At 47.0% G+C, this 19283-nt stretch carries 17 protein-coding genes; 4 read left to right on the forward strand and 13 right to left on the reverse strand.

Annotated elements, in window-relative coordinates:
• Nucleotides 1–63 precede the first annotated feature (63 nt).
• The 7 genes from ACE3MQ_RS16085 to ACE3MQ_RS16115 all read right to left on the reverse strand — a co-directional run bounded on the left by ACE3MQ_RS16085 (nt 64) and on the right by ACE3MQ_RS16115 (nt 9810).
• On the reverse strand, nt 64–2901 hold the full coding sequence (locus tag ACE3MQ_RS16085) for a glycosyl hydrolase (protein WP_379394408.1): 2838 nt from the start codon (nt 2899–2901) through the stop codon (nt 64–66).
• 271 nt (nt 2902–3172) lie between these two features.
• Nucleotides 3173–3685, reverse strand: coding sequence for an adenine phosphoribosyltransferase (locus ACE3MQ_RS16090; RefSeq protein WP_379394410.1), 513 nt, complete (start codon nt 3683–3685; stop codon nt 3173–3175).
• A 63-nt stretch (nt 3686–3748) separates the two neighbouring features.
• Entirely contained in the window at nt 3749–6172 is a 2424-nt protein-coding gene (gene recJ, locus ACE3MQ_RS16095; RefSeq protein WP_379394412.1) for a single-stranded-DNA-specific exonuclease RecJ, read from the reverse strand.
• A 47-nt stretch (nt 6173–6219) separates the two neighbouring features.
• Nucleotides 6220–7179, reverse strand: coding sequence for a cation diffusion facilitator family transporter (locus ACE3MQ_RS16100; protein ID WP_379394414.1), 960 nt, complete (start codon nt 7177–7179; stop codon nt 6220–6222).
• Nucleotides 7180–7278: 99 nt separating this feature from the next.
• Nucleotides 7279–8154 carry a protein translocase subunit SecF gene (gene secF / locus ACE3MQ_RS16105; RefSeq protein ID WP_379394595.1) on the reverse strand — a complete coding sequence of 292 codons (876 nt, stop codon included), beginning with the start codon at nt 8152–8154 and terminating at the stop codon, nt 7279–7281.
• 16 nt (nt 8155–8170) lie between these two features.
• Complete coding sequence (gene secD, locus ACE3MQ_RS16110) at nt 8171–9424, reverse strand: protein translocase subunit SecD (protein ID WP_379394416.1); 1254 nt, start codon at nt 9422–9424, stop codon at nt 8171–8173.
• 131 nt (nt 9425–9555) lie between these two features.
• Entirely contained in the window at nt 9556–9810 is a 255-nt protein-coding gene (locus ACE3MQ_RS16115; protein WP_379394418.1) for a post-transcriptional regulator, read from the reverse strand.
• A 205-nt stretch (nt 9811–10015) separates the two neighbouring features.
• On the opposite strand from ACE3MQ_RS16115, the gene ACE3MQ_RS16120 reads away from it, so the two are divergent.
• Nucleotides 10016–11623: a putative polysaccharide biosynthesis protein gene (locus ACE3MQ_RS16120; RefSeq protein ID WP_379394420.1), complete on the forward strand. Its 1608-nt coding sequence runs from the start codon at nt 10016–10018 to the stop codon at nt 11621–11623.
• On the opposite strand, the gene ACE3MQ_RS16125 is transcribed toward ACE3MQ_RS16120, so the two are convergent.
• Nucleotides 11624–12349, reverse strand: a complete 726-nt coding sequence (locus ACE3MQ_RS16125; RefSeq protein ID WP_379394422.1) for a YetF domain-containing protein — start codon at nt 12347–12349, stop codon at nt 11624–11626.
• 224 nt (nt 12350–12573) lie between these two features.
• Here ACE3MQ_RS16125 and ACE3MQ_RS16130 point away from each other — a divergent pair, with 224 nt between their 5' ends.
• Nucleotides 12574–12969 carry a TIGR04086 family membrane protein gene (locus ACE3MQ_RS16130; RefSeq protein WP_379394424.1) on the forward strand — a complete coding sequence of 132 codons (396 nt, stop codon included), beginning with the start codon at nt 12574–12576 and terminating at the stop codon, nt 12967–12969.
• A gap of 87 nt (nt 12970–13056) precedes the next feature.
• On the opposite strand, the gene ACE3MQ_RS16135 is transcribed toward ACE3MQ_RS16130, so the two are convergent.
• From ACE3MQ_RS16135 to ACE3MQ_RS16145, 3 genes are all read right to left on the reverse strand, one after another.
• Entirely contained in the window at nt 13057–13647 is a 591-nt protein-coding gene (locus ACE3MQ_RS16135) for a hypothetical protein (RefSeq protein ID WP_379394426.1), read from the reverse strand.
• Nucleotides 13648–13715: 68 nt separating this feature from the next.
• Complete coding sequence (locus ACE3MQ_RS16140; protein WP_379394428.1) at nt 13716–14381, reverse strand: hypothetical protein; 666 nt, start codon at nt 14379–14381, stop codon at nt 13716–13718.
• Between the two features lie 23 nt (nt 14382–14404).
• A complete protein-coding gene (locus ACE3MQ_RS16145; protein ID WP_379394430.1) occupies nt 14405–15340 on the reverse strand; it encodes a DMT family transporter in 936 nt (311 codons plus the stop codon).
• 119 nt (nt 15341–15459) lie between these two features.
• Between ACE3MQ_RS16145 and pdxR the strand changes: the two genes are divergently transcribed.
• Nucleotides 15460–16848 (forward strand): MocR-like pyridoxine biosynthesis transcription factor PdxR, encoded by a 1389-nt coding sequence (gene pdxR / locus ACE3MQ_RS16150; RefSeq protein WP_379394432.1) that lies wholly within the window; start codon nt 15460–15462, stop codon nt 16846–16848.
• A gap of 25 nt (nt 16849–16873) precedes the next feature.
• The gene (locus ACE3MQ_RS16155; protein WP_379394434.1) at nt 16874–17566 is read left to right on the forward strand and encodes an aspartate/glutamate racemase family protein; all 693 of its coding nucleotides are present in this window, start codon (nt 16874–16876) and stop codon (nt 17564–17566) included.
• Between the two features lie 216 nt (nt 17567–17782).
• Here ACE3MQ_RS16155 and yajC read toward each other — a convergent pair whose 3' ends face one another.
• The gene (gene yajC / locus ACE3MQ_RS16160; protein WP_379394436.1) at nt 17783–18103 is read right to left on the reverse strand and encodes a preprotein translocase subunit YajC; all 321 of its coding nucleotides are present in this window, start codon (nt 18101–18103) and stop codon (nt 17783–17785) included.
• A gap of 32 nt (nt 18104–18135) precedes the next feature.
• Complete coding sequence (gene tgt, locus ACE3MQ_RS16165; protein WP_379394597.1) at nt 18136–19275, reverse strand: tRNA guanosine(34) transglycosylase Tgt; 1140 nt, start codon at nt 19273–19275, stop codon at nt 18136–18138.
• Nucleotides 19276–19283: the final 8 nt, after the last annotated feature.

The raw sequence follows: 19283 nt of genomic DNA on the forward strand, positions 1-19283 counted from the left end.
GCTCGACCTTTTTTTCATAAATATCGCTAATCCTATCGTCCTGTGCTTCTCCGTTCGGATTACTTAATTTGTAAACGTATAATGAGGTGAATCATATTGCGGGCCTGATTTCTCATACGTAAACCAGTAATCGATCACGTCACCCGCTTGCAAACCACCAATGAGCTGCTCCCAGATCCCGTTATAATCCGCCATTCGGTAATTAAGCTGCTGGCCTCCTGACACTGTATAATGGATATCTACATAGAGCGCGGGGGTCATTGGAGTGAAAACAACCTTAACCTCTGAACCGGAAACTCGGTTTACATCTACGGTATAATCATCCGTAACGATTTCCCCACTGTCTCCGCCGGATGGAGCTGTCGTAACCTCGACGCTATTGCTGGCCGGCGAAATATTGCCAGCCGCGTCCTTGGCCTTAACCGTGAAAGTATAAGCTGTATTGGGCGCGAGCCCGCTGACTACTGCTGCCGTCCCCGACGCCGCAGCTACCAAGCTGCTTTCGCTATATACTTCATATCCTGTCACGCCTACATTATCGGTTGAAGCGGCCCAGCTTAAGCTGACCGTTGTCGCTGTTTTTGCCGTAACGCTTAAACCCGTAGGGGCTGTCGGAGCCACAATATCCGAGTCGTCGCCGCCCCCGTCACCGCCATTCCCGACATTAAAGCTGTTCGGCTGTACCGTAACCTGCTGGCCGTCCGAGAAACGAACCGTCTTCGCACTGCTCGTCATGTTATAAACAATATAGGTTTTAACGCCATTTTTATTGAACACGGCATAGATCGGATAGTCTGCGGTAACCGTCGGATCAGCCTGACCTAATGCATCCAGATTATGAATCCAGTGGTACGTATTCGCTTTGGAATTTCCTGCCTCAGGAACTAACTGGGATACGCGGGCACTGAATTTCGCCTTGGCATCCGCAGGGTCGGAAATCGCCCGGTACATATATACAAGATCTTCCCAAGGACTGAAATTACCGCCGCTCTCCGATAAAAGCGCATTGTAATTTCTCGCTGCATATTCAGGATATTGCGTCAAATAAAGCGATGCGGATGTGATTGGCAGCCAGTTGATGCCGTGAACTTCAGTCGGGTTATTCGTCCACCAAGTGGCATCGCCTACCGTCTTGCCTCCCCAAACCATGCTCGCCGTCTCTTTCGTAAAACCAGCCGGGAAATTCGTATTATGCACGTCAAACCAGTATTCGTTAATCGCATTCATTTCTGTCACATATTGATAAATCCCTGCATCGCGAATTGTCTTGTTTCCCGTTGCTTCTCCCCATAAGATGAGTCCTGCCCAAGCATTCATAGCCTCCGACGATGATTCATTGTTATTGCCGTCTCCGAACTTGGCATGTCCGGAAGCCCAGGAATGCCCGGCATAAGGATCAAAATTTCGCAGATAGGGGAACATGGAATCATTGCGGTCTACATTAGCAATGTCGCGAATGAGCAGCTTAATCATCCCGCCCCAATTGGAGTCATTAGCCCAATCCTTATCCGTTCTGGCGATCTCGGCTGCTGCCTTGATGAAATAACCGTAATGGAAGTGGTGATCGTTCAGCTCATTGGCTGTCCCGTAGCTGTCAGGATAGCCGATGACGGTTCCCCAATTACTGTTGTAATAAAAAACGTTTGTTGCTTTTAAAGCACCGGAGGAATTGCTGGCCTTAAGCCAGTCCTCTAGAATACTTTTAATCTCTGATCGGAACTGGGCGGCAGCAGCCGTATTTCCAACCTGATCAGCAATCGGTGCCAAAATGGCCAGCTTGCCCAAGCGTTTGCCTGTCCAATACGTATCCGCCGCTCCCGTATATTGCTCGGCCGCAGCCTCGTTCACATATTGATTTAAAATATTTTTATCATACGTCCCGAGATCCGGCAGTGCAGGCAGAACACCGTTATACTTCATCTTAGTTTGAAAAGATGTCCCCTCAGCCGTCTTCATTTGTCCGCGAACGGATGGATACGTATACGCAAGCGTAGATACAGAGGAATTTTTCCACTGATGAGGATATAGCGCAAAAATCGTCCCTGATTGATTCCCCTCTTTAGCTGTAGTGCTTGCCGTGAAGGTAGTCGTTACTTCACTGCTCGCTTCATTGTAGGCATAGTCCACTTTAGTGTCAGTGATATGGGAATAGGCGTACTGCTTGAACTTGTTCAAGGTTTCTGGGGAGTTATCTGGAAGAACAGCGACCGAAAAATAATTTTTGCCGTTTAAATGATTGGTCAGCGTGTTGCTTCCGATACCGCCCCATGTCGTGCCCGTTGCTCCGAACAACCCATAATGCGCGCCTTCTATCGTAATGCCGAGAACAGAGCTGCCGCTACTTCCCGACCAAACGGTGGGTGGCGTATAAAATTTCAGCTTCGGATCTCCGCCAGCAAAGGTAAAATATACATACGGCGAGCCATGTCCGTAGGATACGTTCATGGAGCTGCTTCCTTGCTGATACAGCGAATTCACGAACCAATCGCTGAATCCATCCACTTTGGCATCCGAGAAGGAAGACACCGCGGAATGACTGACGGTGAAATCATGAATGTCATTCATCCAGCCAGCGACAAATCCAGGCTGAGCCGCTATTCTTGCTCCTGGATAGTATATCCGAATGCCGTCCTCCTGATTTTTCATCGCCAAAGGGTGCGGATACTGAGCCTCGGAATGAGGATTCCATGCCAGGCTGCTCCACCAATCGTTCGTAGGCATTTTCCCGGTCACGTTAGAGGTTTTATATATGCTGGACGGTGCGTCTGTTGCTCCTGGCGGCAATACGGTTGAATATGAACCTTCACCAACAGTAACTTCTCCTGAAAACGCATTCATATTTGTCGCCCACAGCGACATTCCAACGGCCAAGACGAGTACATACGAAATTAGCTTCTTCACTGGAATCCTCCTCAGGTATAATAGTTAAAGTCGCATTGTGCCTGACTTAATCAGTACACCCCTATTGTTAATCCCACCCAACATCCAGGTCAAGAAATTATTGTTATTTTTTAACTAAATAAGGCGAAACTACTGGATTTTAGACTAAACTCTGGTACGAAATGTCTGCATTGATTTTCGTAATTTTCCATTATCTTACACTGATCACGATTTAAAACACAAAAAAGGCAACCTTGCAAGGATGCCTTTTTGCATTAAAAAGCCGCTAATTTTAATACGTCAGCAACGAGAAAACGTCGATGCCCGGTAATTTTGCCCGGCCGTTCAGCTCGCTCAGCTCAATTAAGAACGCAGTTCCTGCAACGTTGCCGCCTAGTTCTCGTACGAGTTTAACCGAAGTGGAGATGGTTCCCCCTGTAGCCAATAAATCATCGGCGATTAAGATATTTTGCCCTGGTTTGATAGCATCGCTATGCATAGCAAGACGATCTGATCCATATTCCAGATCATAGCCGACCTCAATCGTTTGATAGGGCAGTTTCCCGCTCTTGCGAATCGGGATGAAGCCTACGCCAAGCGCATAAGCCAAAGGAGCGCCTACCACAAAACCACGTGCTTCCGGCCCGGCGATTAAATCGATCTTCAGATCGGACACCATGTTCTTTAACTCATTAATCGCTTCGCGGTATTTCTCTCCATTGTTTAGCAGGGTCGTAATATCCTTGAAGCTGATTCCCGGCTGGGGAAAATCGGGTATAACGCGGATGTACTCTTTAAAATCCAATACAATCTCCTCCTAATAAGTTACGCATAACAGCAGCATATCTATAAAATAAAATAGCGAAAGCTAAGATACATTTTGCTGATTTGTCATCAGCCACTGGGTAATTTGCGGTATTCCTGCATGATGGAGCATCTGCTCCATTTCAGCCAGCTCTCCCAGCTCCATGTATCGGCGCGAGGAGTCGAGCGCTCGCTTGGCAGGCGCCTGATTCATCGTTACTGTACCCATATGACGATATATGAAGCCAAGCTCCTCGAAAACCTCCAGCGTCATAGCCAGCATCCGCCGGGATAAGCGTGTGCGCTGCATTAAGCCGGAGATAAGCTCTTCCTCTTGAATCGCAGCAGTGACCTGATGCTTGAGCAGTGCATAAATCTGTTTGAATTGCTCTCGGGTAGGAGGAAGGATCGCTTCCTGCCTATCCTTTGCCGAATGAAACAGATACACCCTTTCAAGCGATGGGAATGAGCCCATCATTTTGTGCCATATGTCAAATGACTCAGGAATTTCCAGGACGAACAGTATTTTAATACTCTTGCTGCTTCGTCCGTTCATTTGAGCAACGGAATTACCAGGCGCTGCACCAACCTCCTTATCATATATCCAACAGGGGGTATCCATCAATTCATAATTTTTTGCTAAACTCGAATCTTCCGTCATAACGACGGCAACCATCTCATTCTCCAGCGATTGCAGCTCTGAAAGCTGGCTTCTCACTTCACTCATCTTATTCAGAGGATACTTCAAGCCGCGGTAGTCGAATACCTGCAGATGAGGCACCGCTAAATCCTGGATCATCAATTGAGGCTTCCGGGAACCGTTCCATTCATTGATGCTGGCTTCTGCAACGACATCGACCCTTGCTTCTTCTGTCAAATGAGATAACAGCTGACCCTTGCCAAATGCGACGGCTTCCATTGTCGTTCCATTCTGGCTGAGCAGCAGCTTCATATGCTTGCCCTCCTTGCCCAAAGGCCGGCATTCTACGAGCTTGGCGCCACGAATAAGAAGCCTTGGGCAAGTATTCCCCATTCCGAACGGGGCAAGTCCAGCTAGCTGTTCAATGACCGGCAAAGAGATATCCGATAACGCGCACTCTAAATCCGTATGCATGATCGGGACAAAATGCTCCTCGCATAGCACGCCAGCAGCAAATTCATTCAGCTGTTCTTCCAGAGGTTTAAGCTGGTCGCGATGCAAGGTCATGCCTGCGGCTGAGGGATGTCCGCCATAATGCTCCAACAGGCTTTTGCAATGAGTTAGAGCTTCATAAATGTCCAGCCCGGGAATGGATCGCGCAGAGCCTTTGCATATTCCGGTGTCGGGATCTATCCCCAGGACTAGGGTAGGGCGATAGTATCGATCCAATATTTTTGAAGCCACGATTCCGATGACCCCTGGATTCCAGCCTTCCCCAGCTAGAACGATGACATGAGGAATCGAGCCTTCGGCTTCTCTATTCGCTAATTGGGCCGCCGCTTCCTGGACGATACTGTCTACAAGCAGCTGGCGTTCTTTATTCAGGATATCCAAATCCTCGGCAATCTTCTCAGCTTCCTCTATATTTTGCGTCGTTAACAAGGCGACGGCCTGTTTTGCATGGCTCATTCTACCGCTAGCATTAATGCGGGGAGCAAGACCGAATGCTACGTTATTCGAAGAAACCTCTTCCTTCTTCTCTCCTTTCGCGTAGCCCGACGCGCCAATCAGAGCAGTTATCCCTGGAAAACTGGAATAAGACATCGCCTTCAAACCATTCATAACTAGTATGCGATTCTCATCTGTAAGCGGCATCAAATCCGCTATCGTTCCTAGCGTAACCAGCTCCGTCCAAGCATCAGGAGTGTTCTCGCCAAGCAGGGCTGCCGCTAATTTATAAGCTACCCCGACTCCAGCAAGACCCTTAAACGGGTAGGGGCAATAAGGCAATTTCGGATTCACTAGCGCATAAGCATCAGGGAGAATATCCGGAGGCTCATGGTGGTCGGTTACGATTACATCCATGCCTGCGGCATACGCATACGCGATTTGCTCCACTGCGCTAATTCCTGTATCTACGGTAACCACAAGCGTAAAGCCACGCTCGACAAACTGCTCCAGTGCAGAAATATGAAGTCCATATCCCTCTTTTGACCGATGCGGAATGTAATACTCATACCTGGCGTTCAAATGCCGCATTAAACAAATCATAAGTGCTGTAGAAGATACGCCATCTGCATCATAGTCACCATATATTAATATTAGCTCGTCCTGTTCGACGGCCCTCCTAATTCGTTCCACAGCCTCTTGCATGCCGCTAAGCAAATAAGGATCATGAAGATCATCCATCGTTCCCTGTAAAAAATGCCGTGCTTCCTGAACATTGTGAATCCCTCGGCTCGCGAGCAGGGAAGCCAGCATTTGTGGTATTTCTAGCTGCTCGGCCAGCAGCGAAGCGACATCCTCATCACTATGTAAACCAACCCAACGGTACTTCGGATGAAGCAACCTGACAGCACCTTCTTTCTCACTATCCTACTTCTGCGCCTCTCTCGTTATTGCAGCAGTGTAGGCAGATCATTATTTGATCCTTCATAATTACTCTTGTAAGGATAGCCCGGATCATAGGGCATCACTTGTATACTTACATCGCTCACCTGGGAAAAGCGATTCAAAAGCAATATTTTGGCGCGATTCGCAATGTGATTCGCCTCTAAAACGGATATGCGCGGATTCACGCTAATGATGGCAGCGACGGAAATATAGTGGCCATTATCCTTTATTTTCAATTCGTCTACGCTAATAACTCCATGAACCCTTTGTACAGTTTCAATAAATGGCGATTTGTCCTCAGTCTGCACCTTGGGCTGCTGTTTACCGTAAATGGCTCCGAAGATTAATCGATAGCCTCTCCAAAAGACAAGACAAGCTGCAACAAGAGCCGCTGCCGGGTCTAAATACAGCATTAGCGGCTTATCCCATACTTCCCCAGTCATCGCCCCGAAAACCCCCAGAAGAACGACAATAGAACAATATAAGGAGTGTCTATGCATCTCAATATAAGTCTGGGACACCTTCCCCGAGCGCTTGCGGTTCTGGCGAAGCTGTATTTGAAATACTGCCTCTCTTAAGGCAAGCGAGATCACAATAGCCACCCCGGACATAAATCCCGGAGCGATAATATTTCCGCTCGCTATTACGGATATTGAAGATATCCCCATCTGCAAAGCACCCATAAACAGAAAAACTGCGAAAAAACTCGCTATGAGCGGTTCTGCCGTACTATTCCTTCCTGCCCATGGCCGCATATCTCTCCTCTTTTTGAGCTTTTGCGGCAACTGAACCTTCTCGGAAATGCCTGCTGCTGCATCCGATGCTGAATATAAAGCATCAGCAAGAAGCGCGCGGCTGTCAAAGAGCAAACCTACCACCCCTTTGAAAACAGCTACAATGGCATTGTTAATAATGCCAAGCCAGGCAGCAGAACCAGATGGTACAGCTTGTTCGCGAATCATAATAACCCTCCTGGAACACGTTATTACCATTAAGACGGCGAAGCCGCGTCCATCATCGAGACGCGGCTTCGCTCTGCCAAGCACATGGCAAACCGTCGTTTAGGACGCTTTGGCCGGTTTGATTTTTTGCTTGCTCTTGAGCACAAACCACAGCGGACTGGCAATGAAAATCGAGGAGTACGCCCCGAACAGCAGTCCAATAACCATGGCCAGCGAGAACATCCTAATCGAAGCTCCACCGAGCAAGAGCAGGAATAGAGCGGCAATAAATACAGTTAATGCAGTATACAGCGAACGCATAAGGGTTTGAGACACACTCTTGTTTACGAGATCGGCCAAATCCTGGCGTGTCTTCTGTTTCCCAAAGCGTAGATTTTCCCGAATGCGGTCAAAAATAACGATCGTATCATTAATCGAATAACCGATAATAGTGAGAACCGCTATGATAAAGGTTAAATCCACCTCTAGGCGGAAGATGGAGAAGATGGTTACCACCATAAAGGCATCATGCAGCAAGGCGACAATTGCAGCAACCGCAAAGCGCCATTCAAACCGGATGCTCACATATACGATAATCCCTAAACTCGACAGCAATACAGCCCATATCGCGTTAGCCGCCAGCTCTTTAGCCATTTCCGGGTCTACGGTGTTGATTTCCATTGATGCCCCATTGTCCAGCTCCAGAATTTGGCTCTTTAATTGGTGATCCTGATCTTCAGTCAGTACCTCGTTAAAGCGAATTGACATTCGCTCTATTCCCGGAGTGATTTGCGTACCTTCCGAAATTCCGATTTCCTCCAGGATAGGTTCAACCTGCTCTGATGTAATGGCTTTAGTAAACGAAATGTCGACATTCGAACCTGCTTTGAAATCAACGCTATAGTTGAGTCCGAATACCGCCAATGAAATAACACCGATAATCGTTAATATAATCGAGAATGTATAGCAGCGTCTGCTGATGTGAACAAAATCCATATTTAACAGCTTATTCTTAAAGCTCACCAATCTCACTCTCCTTTACACCGAAATGTTTCGGCTTCTTCAGCTTACCCGCTTTGAGCAGCAGGCCCAGCAGGAATCGAATGAAATAAATATTGGTGGCGATACTGAGCACAATTTCGACAATCAAGACGAGGGCAAAGCCTCTGACCGCTCCAGTACCATAAATATACATCACAATCGCAACGATAATCGTAGTGATATTCGAGTCCATAATTGTACGGAAGGAATGCTTGCTGCCCGCTTTAACGGCAGACATGATGCTCTTACCGAGACGCATTTCTTCCTTGATCCGCTCATTCGTAATAATATTGGCGTCGACAGCCATGCCTATCCCGAGTACGATCGCGGCTATCCCCGGCAGGGTCAATGTAAAGTCCGCAAAATTAAAGACTAGAATAAGCAGCCAGGTGTGTACGATGAGGCCAAAGCTGGCCAGAAGACCTGGAACGCGGTACATCCAAATCATAAATATCAATATAAACAGAGAGGCGATCAAGCCCGCCTGAATCGTCTGATAAAGGGACTGCTTCCCTAAAGTAGCTCCGACGCTTTGCGAATATTTCTCCGTTAATTTAAGTGGGAGGGCACCACGGTTGATCTCATCACGCAAGTCATTTGCTTCGTCACGCGTATAGCTTCCGCTGATGGAAGCTGTCCCGTCTCTTAATACAGCCCGAACCACAGGGGCAGACAGTAATTCGTCATCGAGGAAAATAGCCAGTTCTTCACCAAGCAGACGCTCGGTAATTTTCGCAAATTTATCCTTATCCTTCAGCTTTATCGCAATTTCCGGCTGATTCAACTGATTAAATTGTACAGATGCGCCACCTTCGACAAAGTCGGTGCCGACCAATTCAATCTTGTTAAATTCTTCAGGCTTCGTCTCCGTTCCGTCTTTACTCCGGAACGTCAAGGTTGATGGCTTCTTCATCAACTTCCGGACTTCATTCTCATCGGTTACACCAGCAAGCTTCAGCCGAATTCGATTCGTTCCTTCTGTTGTAACTTCCGGCTCGCTTGTACCTAGCTGATTAGCACGCTTTTCCAGGCTCTGAGCCGTTTTGAGCAGTGATTCCTTCGTTACCTTAGCCCCAGTATCAAAAGGCTCGGCTTCATACAAAATCTCAAATCCACCCTTCAAATCCAGGCCAAGATGTACATCTCGAAGCAAACCAGGGCTTGTCCAAGCCATGATTGCAGTTGAGACGGCCACGACGGTTATGAATGCGATGAGTCTTTTCATCCCGTACTTCGTTCCCCTTTCGAATTCTCAATATTCCTATTATAGCGATGCAGGAAAAGAGCGTCAATTTATCAAATATTGTCGTTTTCTTTAACTCGCTTCATTTAGAACAAAAAAAGAATCCCGATTCCTTAGAAACGGGATCCACGATATGCGGATAACGTCATGTAATTCATGAACTGGGTTGATTTCAATGAAAGGATATCGTTGACCAATTGATGCAGTTCAGGATAGCCTTCCTTCTCATATTTATGACTAACGCAGTCCCATATTTCCGATACGGTCACGTGTTCATAACCGATAAGCCGAAATTCATCCACTTTGCTGCGGCATAGAGCTTCGATCGTTTCGTTCAACTGTCTCTCGGCGAATTCCTGTTGATCCATTTCATGATGCCCCTTTCCTGCGAGCTAAGCTGTCTCTTAATTAATTCTACCCAGATCTCGTGATTCCTGCTTCTCTTATTCTGGATACTTTTTGCAAAACGGTTCATAAAGAGCAGGTATGAATCTGGACAGGTCCAGCATATTCATAAATATATCAGACAAGTCGTCATCGTAAAATGCTTAATCCGGGAAAGAGGGAATCATTTTGAATAAACAAACCTTTATCCAAGGGACGATGATCCTGCTCGTTGCTGGCATTGTCAATCGTATTCTCGGCTTTATCCCCCGCATCCTTCTTCCCCGAATTATCGGTGCCGAAGGGGTGGGTCTCTATCAGTTGGGATATCCTTTCTTCCTCGTCCTTGTTACGATTATTACCGGTGGTATTCCTCTTGCCGTCGCTAAGCTGATTGCGGAGGCAGAGTCTTCCGGCCAGCCAGGCCGTTCAACAGCGATACTTCGGACGAGCCTTATTTTTACAACGGGTGCCGGATTTATCTTTACCATCGCCAGTCTCTTCGGTGCGCCGTGGATCAGCCGCTATGTCTTGCCGGATTCCCGGGTATATCATACCTTCCTCGCCATGAGTCCTATGATCGTTATTGTAGCAGTCTCCTCTGTTTTTCGCGGATATTTTCAGGGCAAGCAGAACATGATTCCTTCTGCGTCCTCGTCAATCCTGGAAACATTGGCTCGAATCGCATGCGTGCTTTGGTTCTCTTATTTAATGCTTCCTATGGGCGTTGCATATGGAGCTGCCGGAGCAATGCTTGGCGTAGCTGCCGGTGAAGTGGTGGGTATGGCGGTAATCTTATGGCATTACTGGCGCTCTCGGATTAGAGAGGCTGGGATTCCAGCCTTAGGCCCGCATGGAGAGGAAGCGAAGCACCCAGATGCAGATCCTGGCTCAGGAACAGGTTCAGGAAAATGGTTTGCCTTCAATCTGAAGCGCATTCTCCGAATAGCCATTCCGGTTACGGGTGGGCGACTCGTCGGCTCTCTATCGTATTTGCTGGAGTCCATCACCACGGCTCAAAGCCTGGCCATCGCCGGCATTACCACCGCCATTGCCACAGCTCAATATGGAGCTCTTCAAGGCATGATTATTCCATTGCTGCTGCTGCCTGGAGCACTGACTTCCTCTCTTGCCGTGTCTCTCGTTCCTTCACTAGCCGAGGCTCAGGCGCGTGGGGATATGCGAACAATTCATCTGCGGCTGCATCAGTCACTGAGGCTGGCTCTCGTTACGGGCGGCCCCTTCGCGGCGATTATGTATGTTCTGGCCGAACCTTTATGCCTGCTTATTTATAACAATGCGGATATCGCCGGTATGCTCAAAATTATGGCTCCGTTCGCCCTGTTCCTTTATGCTCAGTCTCCCTTACAGGCAGCTTTGCAGGCACTGGATAAGCCGGGGCGAGCCCTGCTTAATACATTGATCGGTGCAATCATCAAAATCTCGCTTATATTTTATTTAGCCTCTAATCCAAGCCTTGGGATTTATGGCGCGATTATCGCCATTATTGCCAATTTTGCCATCGTGACTCTCCTCCATGGCTATAGCGTCTCAAGGGCGCTCCGTTATCGCATTCCTTATCTGGATATCCTTAAGGTCATTTGCGCCATGATCATTATGGCCGGAGCAGCCGCTTATATTTATCATGAGCTATCCATCAGCCTGCTACCTGGAATCCAATTGATGGCCTCTATCGCCATCTCAGGAGTGTTGTATATCGTACTATCAGGAATAATGGGGCTGATCGACCTTCACGATCTTCGCCGGCTTCCACTGCTTCGCAAATGGTTCCGCTAACTATTTATCCTGCATTAAATTGATGTACAGCTTTCCTTGATGATCGATGGAACAAAAAAAGATTTCCTTAAAATCTTTTACTCCTCTAGCTTGAATTTGATTCTTTAGCCAAAATCTCGTTTTACCGATCTGCTCCAAGTTGTAATCCTGCACCTTGCCATCCATAATAAGCGACAACGGAATTTCCTCATACCTGATTTTGGGAATAACGGATGAATTGCTGGTTTGGGGCACGCTTCTGTCCTCGGCACTGCCTCTGCTGCTGCCTTCCGGGCTTTTAGACATAACGCTCAATTGGCCGCTAGTCTCCAGCACGGCGAATTCTACGTCGGCCACGTTGTCAATATTATTGGCACGCAATTGCATCATCAGATCGTCAAGATTATACCGCTGTCTTTTCATTTCTTCCCGGTTGATCTGGCCATTCTGTATGATTACGCTCGGCTTGCCGTCAAACAGAAAACGTATGCTGCGGCTGCGCAATGACAGCAAAGCGATTACGATTTGTATAAGCAGCAAAGTAATCATAGGAACAAATCCATCATACAGGGGACGCTCCATATCCTCGATCGCAAATACCGCGATTTCGGCTATCATGATTGAAATGACCAAATCGAATATCGACAGCTCCCCAATCTCTCTTTTCCCCATAATACGCATGACAGCAAATGCCGTAAAATACATCAGCATCGTTCGAAGTACAAGTGAAATGAGATGAGCAGTCAAATTGGTTACCTCCATCACATTTAGTTTGTTTCGGACAAAACATCGTACAGATATTCTGGCCTTCTGGGCGGATAACCATGCAAATCTCAAATGGCTTAAAATACGGTTATTTTATACATTTTATTCCTTATAGGCAATATTGCTTGCAGCTATCCTTAAACATGTACTAAACCTGTAGGCTTGACCATACAATGGTGTTATTAAATGAATAGGAGGAACGAGTCATGGATTTCTTCCGAAGTTTGGCGTCAATTCGGCTTTCACATCCCACTCTTTCCGGCATATGGTATGCTTTCTTATGGATGATGATCGGAGCCCTTATCTTGTCTCTGCTGCTTCAGTCGGGCGCGCTGGAGGAGCATAGTCTTACGTGGCCTATTTACACCGTTCATGCAGCAGCTCTATTATGCGGAGGACTTACCTCAGGAAAGCGCGCGGGGCAAAAGGGGTGGTACCAAGGCTCTCTAACCGGATTATTTTACGCCATTCTGATTTTAGGCATCAGCTTTCTCGCTTTAGACAACTCTCCAAGACTAAGCGGTTTCACCTTGCTGCTTCCCGCTATATTGATCGGTGCTGTGGGCGGCATGTTTGGAGTTAATTTGCACAAGAAAAAATGAAGAACTTCTCCGGGAAAAAAAAAGAGCCTGCATCAGGCGGTCCTCAGTAAAACAGCATTTGAATGAAGTGTGGCGTAGCGTAAAAAGCTACGCCATTTCTTCATGTATCGGGTTATTCAGTTCCGTCAAATCCGTGTACTGCTTACACTTGCAGATAAACCACTCCACATCATCGGCGTGCTGTTCCTGTTCGTCCAGTTCCGCTTGCCATTGCTCCAGCTTGCTTTCCAAATCGGTCTGTTCCGCTTCATAATCAGCGGATAATTCCTCAAAGCGAATATCACTCAATTTTCCGTTTACGTTGTCCTCATACATACGCTTGAACAGCTTGGATAATTCAGCAATACGCCGCTCTCGCTCTGCCTGTGCAATCTGTTTACGCCGAAGCATGACTTGCTTCTTGCGGTCTACGGTATGCTTTGCGTTCATCTTCTCTCGAAAAATATCCTCATACGCCGTTACAAAACTGGTGACATACTGCAAATGCCAGAGTACCATTTCTTCCAGAATAACCGCACGAATAAAGTGCGTTGGGCAAACCTCTTTGCCCTTTTTTCGTGAAGTGGAGGCAGACAAAATGATCTTGCCGAGTTTCAAAACTTTTGCTGGTACAGTAGTAGAGTTTTTCCCCGCAATCGGCACAGGCCGGTTGGCTATCTCTAATTTTGGGGAATGCACCTATCCAGCCGCCAACACAACGGTTTTCCGTTGAGCCGTTTTGCTATCATTGGTATGAGCTGAGGGTTTTAGCTAAAAATCTGCAACAGCTCCGTTTTTGCAGAGGGAGATAAACTTCTAATACGGTTTTCCAACTTATTAAGGTTCTTTTCAATATAATCCGCTTCGATACCCGGTGGCGCATAAATAGAAAACAGAACATCTGTAGTAGCTTCGGTGATACGGCTTCTGTAGTCGGGGCCTCTTAGAATACTGGATATTGTACCGGTCTGGTCGCACAGCATCATATCGTTCTGCACTGCGGTGACTTCTCTGCCGGAAATGGACTGATAGACCTCTGCACCAGTAGCGATTTTTAATTGCAACGGTAATTGCAATTTAGATAAGTCATGACCGGCTGTAAGTAACATACCGTCAAGCTCTGAAAGAAACATGGCCTGTAATAGCCCCGATTCGGAATGTACGGACTTTTTCCCTTTCAGCATGGACTCCAGTTGCGATAACAGATGGTAGCTGCTGCCAAACTTCTTGTAATAGGCAACATAAGCCCCGATAGGATGAAGTTCCTTTAATGCCGCTCTGTCCAAATGTCCATATTTTTGATGTAAGCCATCAATGACCGCTGTTATTTCCGACTCCTTGCATGAGCCGGAATAAGAAACTCCCCGCATGACCAAAATCCCCATTTTTGTGCTGGGATAAGAAGCCAGAATATTGTTGTCGATTGAAAACATAATACCCTCCAAAATTTTATAGTTTATTGGTTATCTGCTGATGTGACTGCCGCGTTTCTATTTCCAATCATCAGCATACTGGAAATAATCAATAATCCTCCTACCCATTGCGATAAGCCTACTGCTTCTCTCAAGAAGATGATGGATAACAGCAAAGAAGTCAAAGGAATCATTCCCGAAAAAGCGGCGGTTGTGTAGGCATCACAGCGTTTGACCCCTGCGTAGAAACATACGAAAGCCAATGCGGTTACGACCAGTCCATACCAAACCAAGGCGATCCATTCGGTCATTCCAATCGTCTGTAAAGCCGCAAAGGGCTGTTCTGCAAATGCTGGAACAAGGGATAGGCCGAAAGCGATTGTCGATACAATCAGCGTTTGCACCACAGGATGGATTTGCACATCCGATTGGTCTTGGTTTATTGTCCTGTGTTTCCTTGAAATGATGTTAAAGGTGGATTCGCTTGCCGCCGTACAGAGCATGAACACATTCCCTAAAAAGTTCTGTGATGAAAGCCCAATAGAACGCAAACTCGTTCCCTGCAATAGCACGATGCCAGAAACGGTGCAGGCAATGCCAAGAGCAGTCCCGCCTGTGGGCTTCTCCCTAAGTATAAGGAAAGCCAAAATAGCGGTGATTGCAGGGGTTGTCCCGGTCAGTATTCCGGCCTCTACGGTGCTTGTCAGGTTTACGCCCAAGAGCAGAAACAATCGAAACAGGAAGATTCCAAAGAGGGCTTGCAGAACAAGCAATTTCCAATCGCTTCTTTTTAACAGGCGGATCGTTTTAACGGTTTTCACCCCATAAAACGGAGATAAGCACAAAATTACAATACCTAAGCTGACAGCGGTGATGGTAAAGCGGCTTAGCTTTTCGGAAAGGATATATCCTGTCACCACAGACGTCCCGGCCAACGCAAATGCACATAGCAAATAAATTTTCCCTGCGATATTTTTCATTCTCCACCTCTGTATTGACAAACCAGTTTGTTTCGCCTATCATTCTATCGCATAAACTGGAATGTTATAAGAGCCAGTTCAGAGGTGTTTTTACAGAGCCAGTTGGGAGGTGGTATCTCATGTGGGGTATTGAGCTACGTCACAAAGATGAAATTGGTTTAGCCCGTCAGATTTTCTTATCAATGAAGCAGCGCATATTGGCAGGGCAGCTTTCACAGAGCGAGGCCTTGCCATCAACACGGGAGCTTGCAAAGGGACTCTGTGTTTCCCGAAATACAGTCTGTGAAGCATACGATATGCTTTTGGCCGAGGGCTTCATTGTCAGCCGTCAAGGTGCGCCGACCCGTGTTGCGGAAGGACTTCATCTCAAGACGGAAAAAATTGCGATTCCTACGGAGCAGAAAGCAGAGCCGACACCAATTCTATGGGACTTCAAAACGGGACAGCCTGATTTATCCCTGTTTCCTCGCCAAGTTTGGAGTAGACTGGTGCATGAAGCCGCCAGTACCATGACAACCTCGCTTTTGGAATACAGCGGACCAAAAGGCTATGAACCTCTTTGCGAGGAAATTGCCCATTGGCTACTACGCAGCAGAAGTATGGAGGTCAGTTCCGAAGATGTGTTCATTACATCGGGCGCAACAGAAGCACTCCATTTACTTGTAGAGATACTGCATAAGGACAACCATGCGTTTGTACTGGAAAATCCTTCGCATCAGGGCATGAGAACCGTTGTTTCTGATCGAGGGCATCCCGTGGACTGGCTTCCGGTGGACAACCAAGGAGCGGATACTTCTACGATCAAAGGCAAGGATATTTCGGCGGTCTATGTCACGCCCTCACACCAGTTTCCATTGGGCGGTATTCTCCCTGCCGGACGAAGGGCAACACTCGTTCGCTATGCAATCGAAAAGGACTTTTACATCATTGAAGATGATTATGACAGCGAGTTCCGTTATTCCGGGTCGCCTGTCAGTCCGATTTATTCGATGGATTCCTCTCATGTGGTTTATGTGGGAACTTTCAGTAAAACCCTGTTTCCTGCGTTGCGTATCGGGTTTGTGATACTGCCCAAGCAACTACAGAAGAAGTGGCGGCATTATCGCAACTACATGGATGTGCAGAATCCGATTTTGGAGCAGATTGCACTCGCCAAATTCCTGAACACACGGAAGATGGATAAGCATATTGGGCGTATGCGTAAGATATATGGTGAAAAAAGAGAAATTCTACTACGTTCTATCGAGGATAGGTTTGGCGGTGCGGTTGAGCCTTGGGGCGATGCTTCCGGTCTGCATATTGCTCTCCAATTTCCGGGTATGGAGTTTGGGGAACAGTTTATAGACAAGTGCAAAAAAACCGGTATCCGAATATCCACTGTAACTCGGTATTGTCCTACGAAAGATACTCACAAGGATAAACTGCTTTTGGGCTATGGACATTTGAGCCATGAGCAGATTCAAGAGGGCATCAAAGCATTACATGAAGCTGTTATAGAAAATAGTTAGAGAACCCAAAAAGGAGGAAGTGAAATTGAAAACAATCGGTATGCTCGGCGGTATGAGTTGGGAAAGTACGGTCACTTATTATCAGGCTGTGAATGAAATCGTGAAGCGAGAATTGGGTGGATTGCATTCCGCCAAGGTATTGCTTTACAGCGTGGATTTTGCCGAAATTGAAAAATGTCAAGCAGAGGGCGATTGGGATAAAAGTGCGGATATTTTGTCAGCAGCGGCACTAAACTTAGAAAATGCCGGGGCAGATTTTATTGTGATTTGCACCAACACCATGCACAAGGTAGCCCCGCAGATTCAAAACAGAATCGGTATCCCCATCATCCACATTGCGGAAGCAACAGCAGATGAATTAAAGCAACAAAATGTTTCCAAAGTCGCATTGCTCGGGACAAAGTACACCATGACACAGGATTTTTATAAGGACAAGCTGATAAGTGCTGGAATTGAGGTTCTTATTCCCGATGAGCAAGGAATTGAAGCGGTAAATGATATTATCTATAATGAGTTGGTTTTAGGCATTATTTCTGAAAGCTCAAAAGCAAAATATCTTCGCATTATTGATGCCCTCTCAAAGCGAGGTGCGCAGGGAGTGATTCTCGGCTGTACGGAAATCGGTCTGCTCATTGGGCAAAAGGACACCGAATTGCCTGTGTTTGACACAACTCAGATTCATGCTGCAAAGGCGGCCATGCTGTCAATCGGTAAATAAAATCTAAAAGTGATGGCCAACTTGTCCCGAAGTCCCGTATGTACCCCCATCTTTTAGTTTTTCTACAAAGTAAAACAAGGCATCGTTTCAATTAAACGATACCTTGTTTTCAGACATTTTACTTGGCAGTCACCCATAAACAATATATTTTTCTTATACTGTCTTATGCAGGACTACCTTCAGGCTCTTCTTGCATTTAGATTCTGCTTCGCTTCATTACTTGGATTCAGAAGCTTTATCCGTATTTACGCTATGGCTAATCGCGTTACGTTCAAACGTCAATTTGGTGGCATCATTCACAAGAAGCACGACGGTATCATCCGTCAACGTGACGATCGTACCATGCAGACCGCCGATTGTGACGATTTTGTCCCCTTTCTGGAGCGCCTTGAGCATTTCGTTACGAGATTGCTGCTTCTTCTTCTGAGGACGAATCAACAGAAAGTAGAACACGACAAACATGATAGCGAACGGAACAACCAAAGTAATGATTGGATTTCCCGCAGCCGGAGCTGCCGTTGCTGCATAATGAAACATATAAATCCCCCTTTCGCTGAGTATTTCTCTTCTTAGAATCCTTTGTCGTTGCCAAACAAACCATACCGCTCGAAGAACTCATCCCGGAAGTCGAGCAGCCTGTCATCCATAATCGCCTGACGAACTTGACGCATCAGATCAATTAAGAAATGCAGGTTGTGATATGTAGTCAGCCGAAGACCGAATGTCTCATCACTCTTGATCAGGTGCCGCAAATAAGCTCGGGAGTAATTGCGGCATGTATAGCAATCGCACTCCGGATCGAGCGGCCCAAAATCCTTAGCATATTGAGCGTTACGCACCACTAATCTGCCCTGACTTGTCATCGTTGTACCATTGCGGGCTATCCTTGTAGGCAGCACGCAATCGAACATATCGACTCCTCGGATGGAGCCTTCAATCAATGCATCCGGCGAACCTACACCCATTAAATAACGGGGCTTGTCCGCAGGCAGCAGAGGCACAGTATAGTCGAGCACTTCATACATCAAATGCTTAGGCTCACCTACACTCAGTCCACCAATAGCATACCCCGGAAAATCTAGGGAAGTCAAATCCTTCGCGCTCTGTTTCCGCAAGTCTTCGAACATGCCTCCCTGAACGATACCAAACAATCCTTGATCATCTGGGCGGGCATGGCTTTTCAAGCAGCGCTCCGCCCAGCGGCTTGTGCGTTCGAGCGACTTTTTCACATACTCATATTCGGCCGGATAAGGCGCGCATTCGTCAAAGGCCATCATAATGTCAGAACCTAACGCATTCTGGATTTCCATGGCTACCTCAGGGGATAGGAACAGCTTGTCCCCATTCAGATGCGAGCGGAAATGTACACCTTCTTCTGTAATTTTTCGCATCTCACTTAATGAGAATACCTGAAAGCCGCCGCTATCGGTCAAAATCGGGCGATCCCAGTTCATGAACTTGTGCAATCCGCCCGCCTCACGTATGATCTCGTGTCCAGGTCTTAGAAATAAATGATACGTATTGCTCAAAATAATTTGGGCATTCATATCCTTCAGCTCTTCCGGACTCATCGTTTTAACCGTTGCCAGCGTACCTACCGGCATAAAAATCGGCGTCTCGATAATGCCGTGCGGCGTATGCACCCGTCCAAGTCTTGCCCCGGACTGCTTGCACGTCTTAATGTGTTCATAGGTAATTGCTGCTGCCAATATCATCA

The organism is Paenibacillus lentus, from assembly GCF_042714055.1.
Classification (GTDB): domain Bacteria; phylum Bacillota; class Bacilli; order Paenibacillales; family Paenibacillaceae; genus Fontibacillus; species Fontibacillus lentus_A.

Bases quoted from the DNA above. Each gene is read 5' to 3' on its own strand.
- ACE3MQ_RS16130 (WP_379394424.1), top strand. From the start codon at position 12,574: ATGGATTTCTTCCGAAGTTTGGCGTCAATTCGGCTTTCACATCCCACT.
- secF (WP_379394595.1), bottom strand. From the start codon at position 8,154: ATGGATTTTGTTCACATCAGCAGACGCTGCTATACATTCTCGATTATA.
- yajC (WP_379394436.1), bottom strand. From the start codon at position 18,103: ATGTTTCATTATGCAGCAACGGCAGCTCCGGCTGCGGGAAATCCAATC.
- ACE3MQ_RS16115 (WP_379394418.1), bottom strand. From the start codon at position 9,810: ATGGATCAACAGGAATTCGCCGAGAGACAGTTGAACGAAACGATCGAA.
- ACE3MQ_RS16140 (WP_379394428.1), bottom strand. From the start codon at position 14,381: ATGTTTTCAATCGACAACAATATTCTGGCTTCTTATCCCAGCACAAAA.
- secD (WP_379394416.1), bottom strand. From the start codon at position 9,424: ATGAAAAGACTCATCGCATTCATAACCGTCGTGGCCGTCTCAACTGCA.
- ACE3MQ_RS16100 (WP_379394414.1), bottom strand. From the start codon at position 7,179: ATGATTCGCGAACAAGCTGTACCATCTGGTTCTGCTGCCTGGCTTGGC.
- pdxR (WP_379394432.1), top strand. From the start codon at position 15,460: ATGTGGGGTATTGAGCTACGTCACAAAGATGAAATTGGTTTAGCCCGT.
- ACE3MQ_RS16145 (WP_379394430.1), bottom strand. From the start codon at position 15,340: ATGAAAAATATCGCAGGGAAAATTTATTTGCTATGTGCATTTGCGTTG.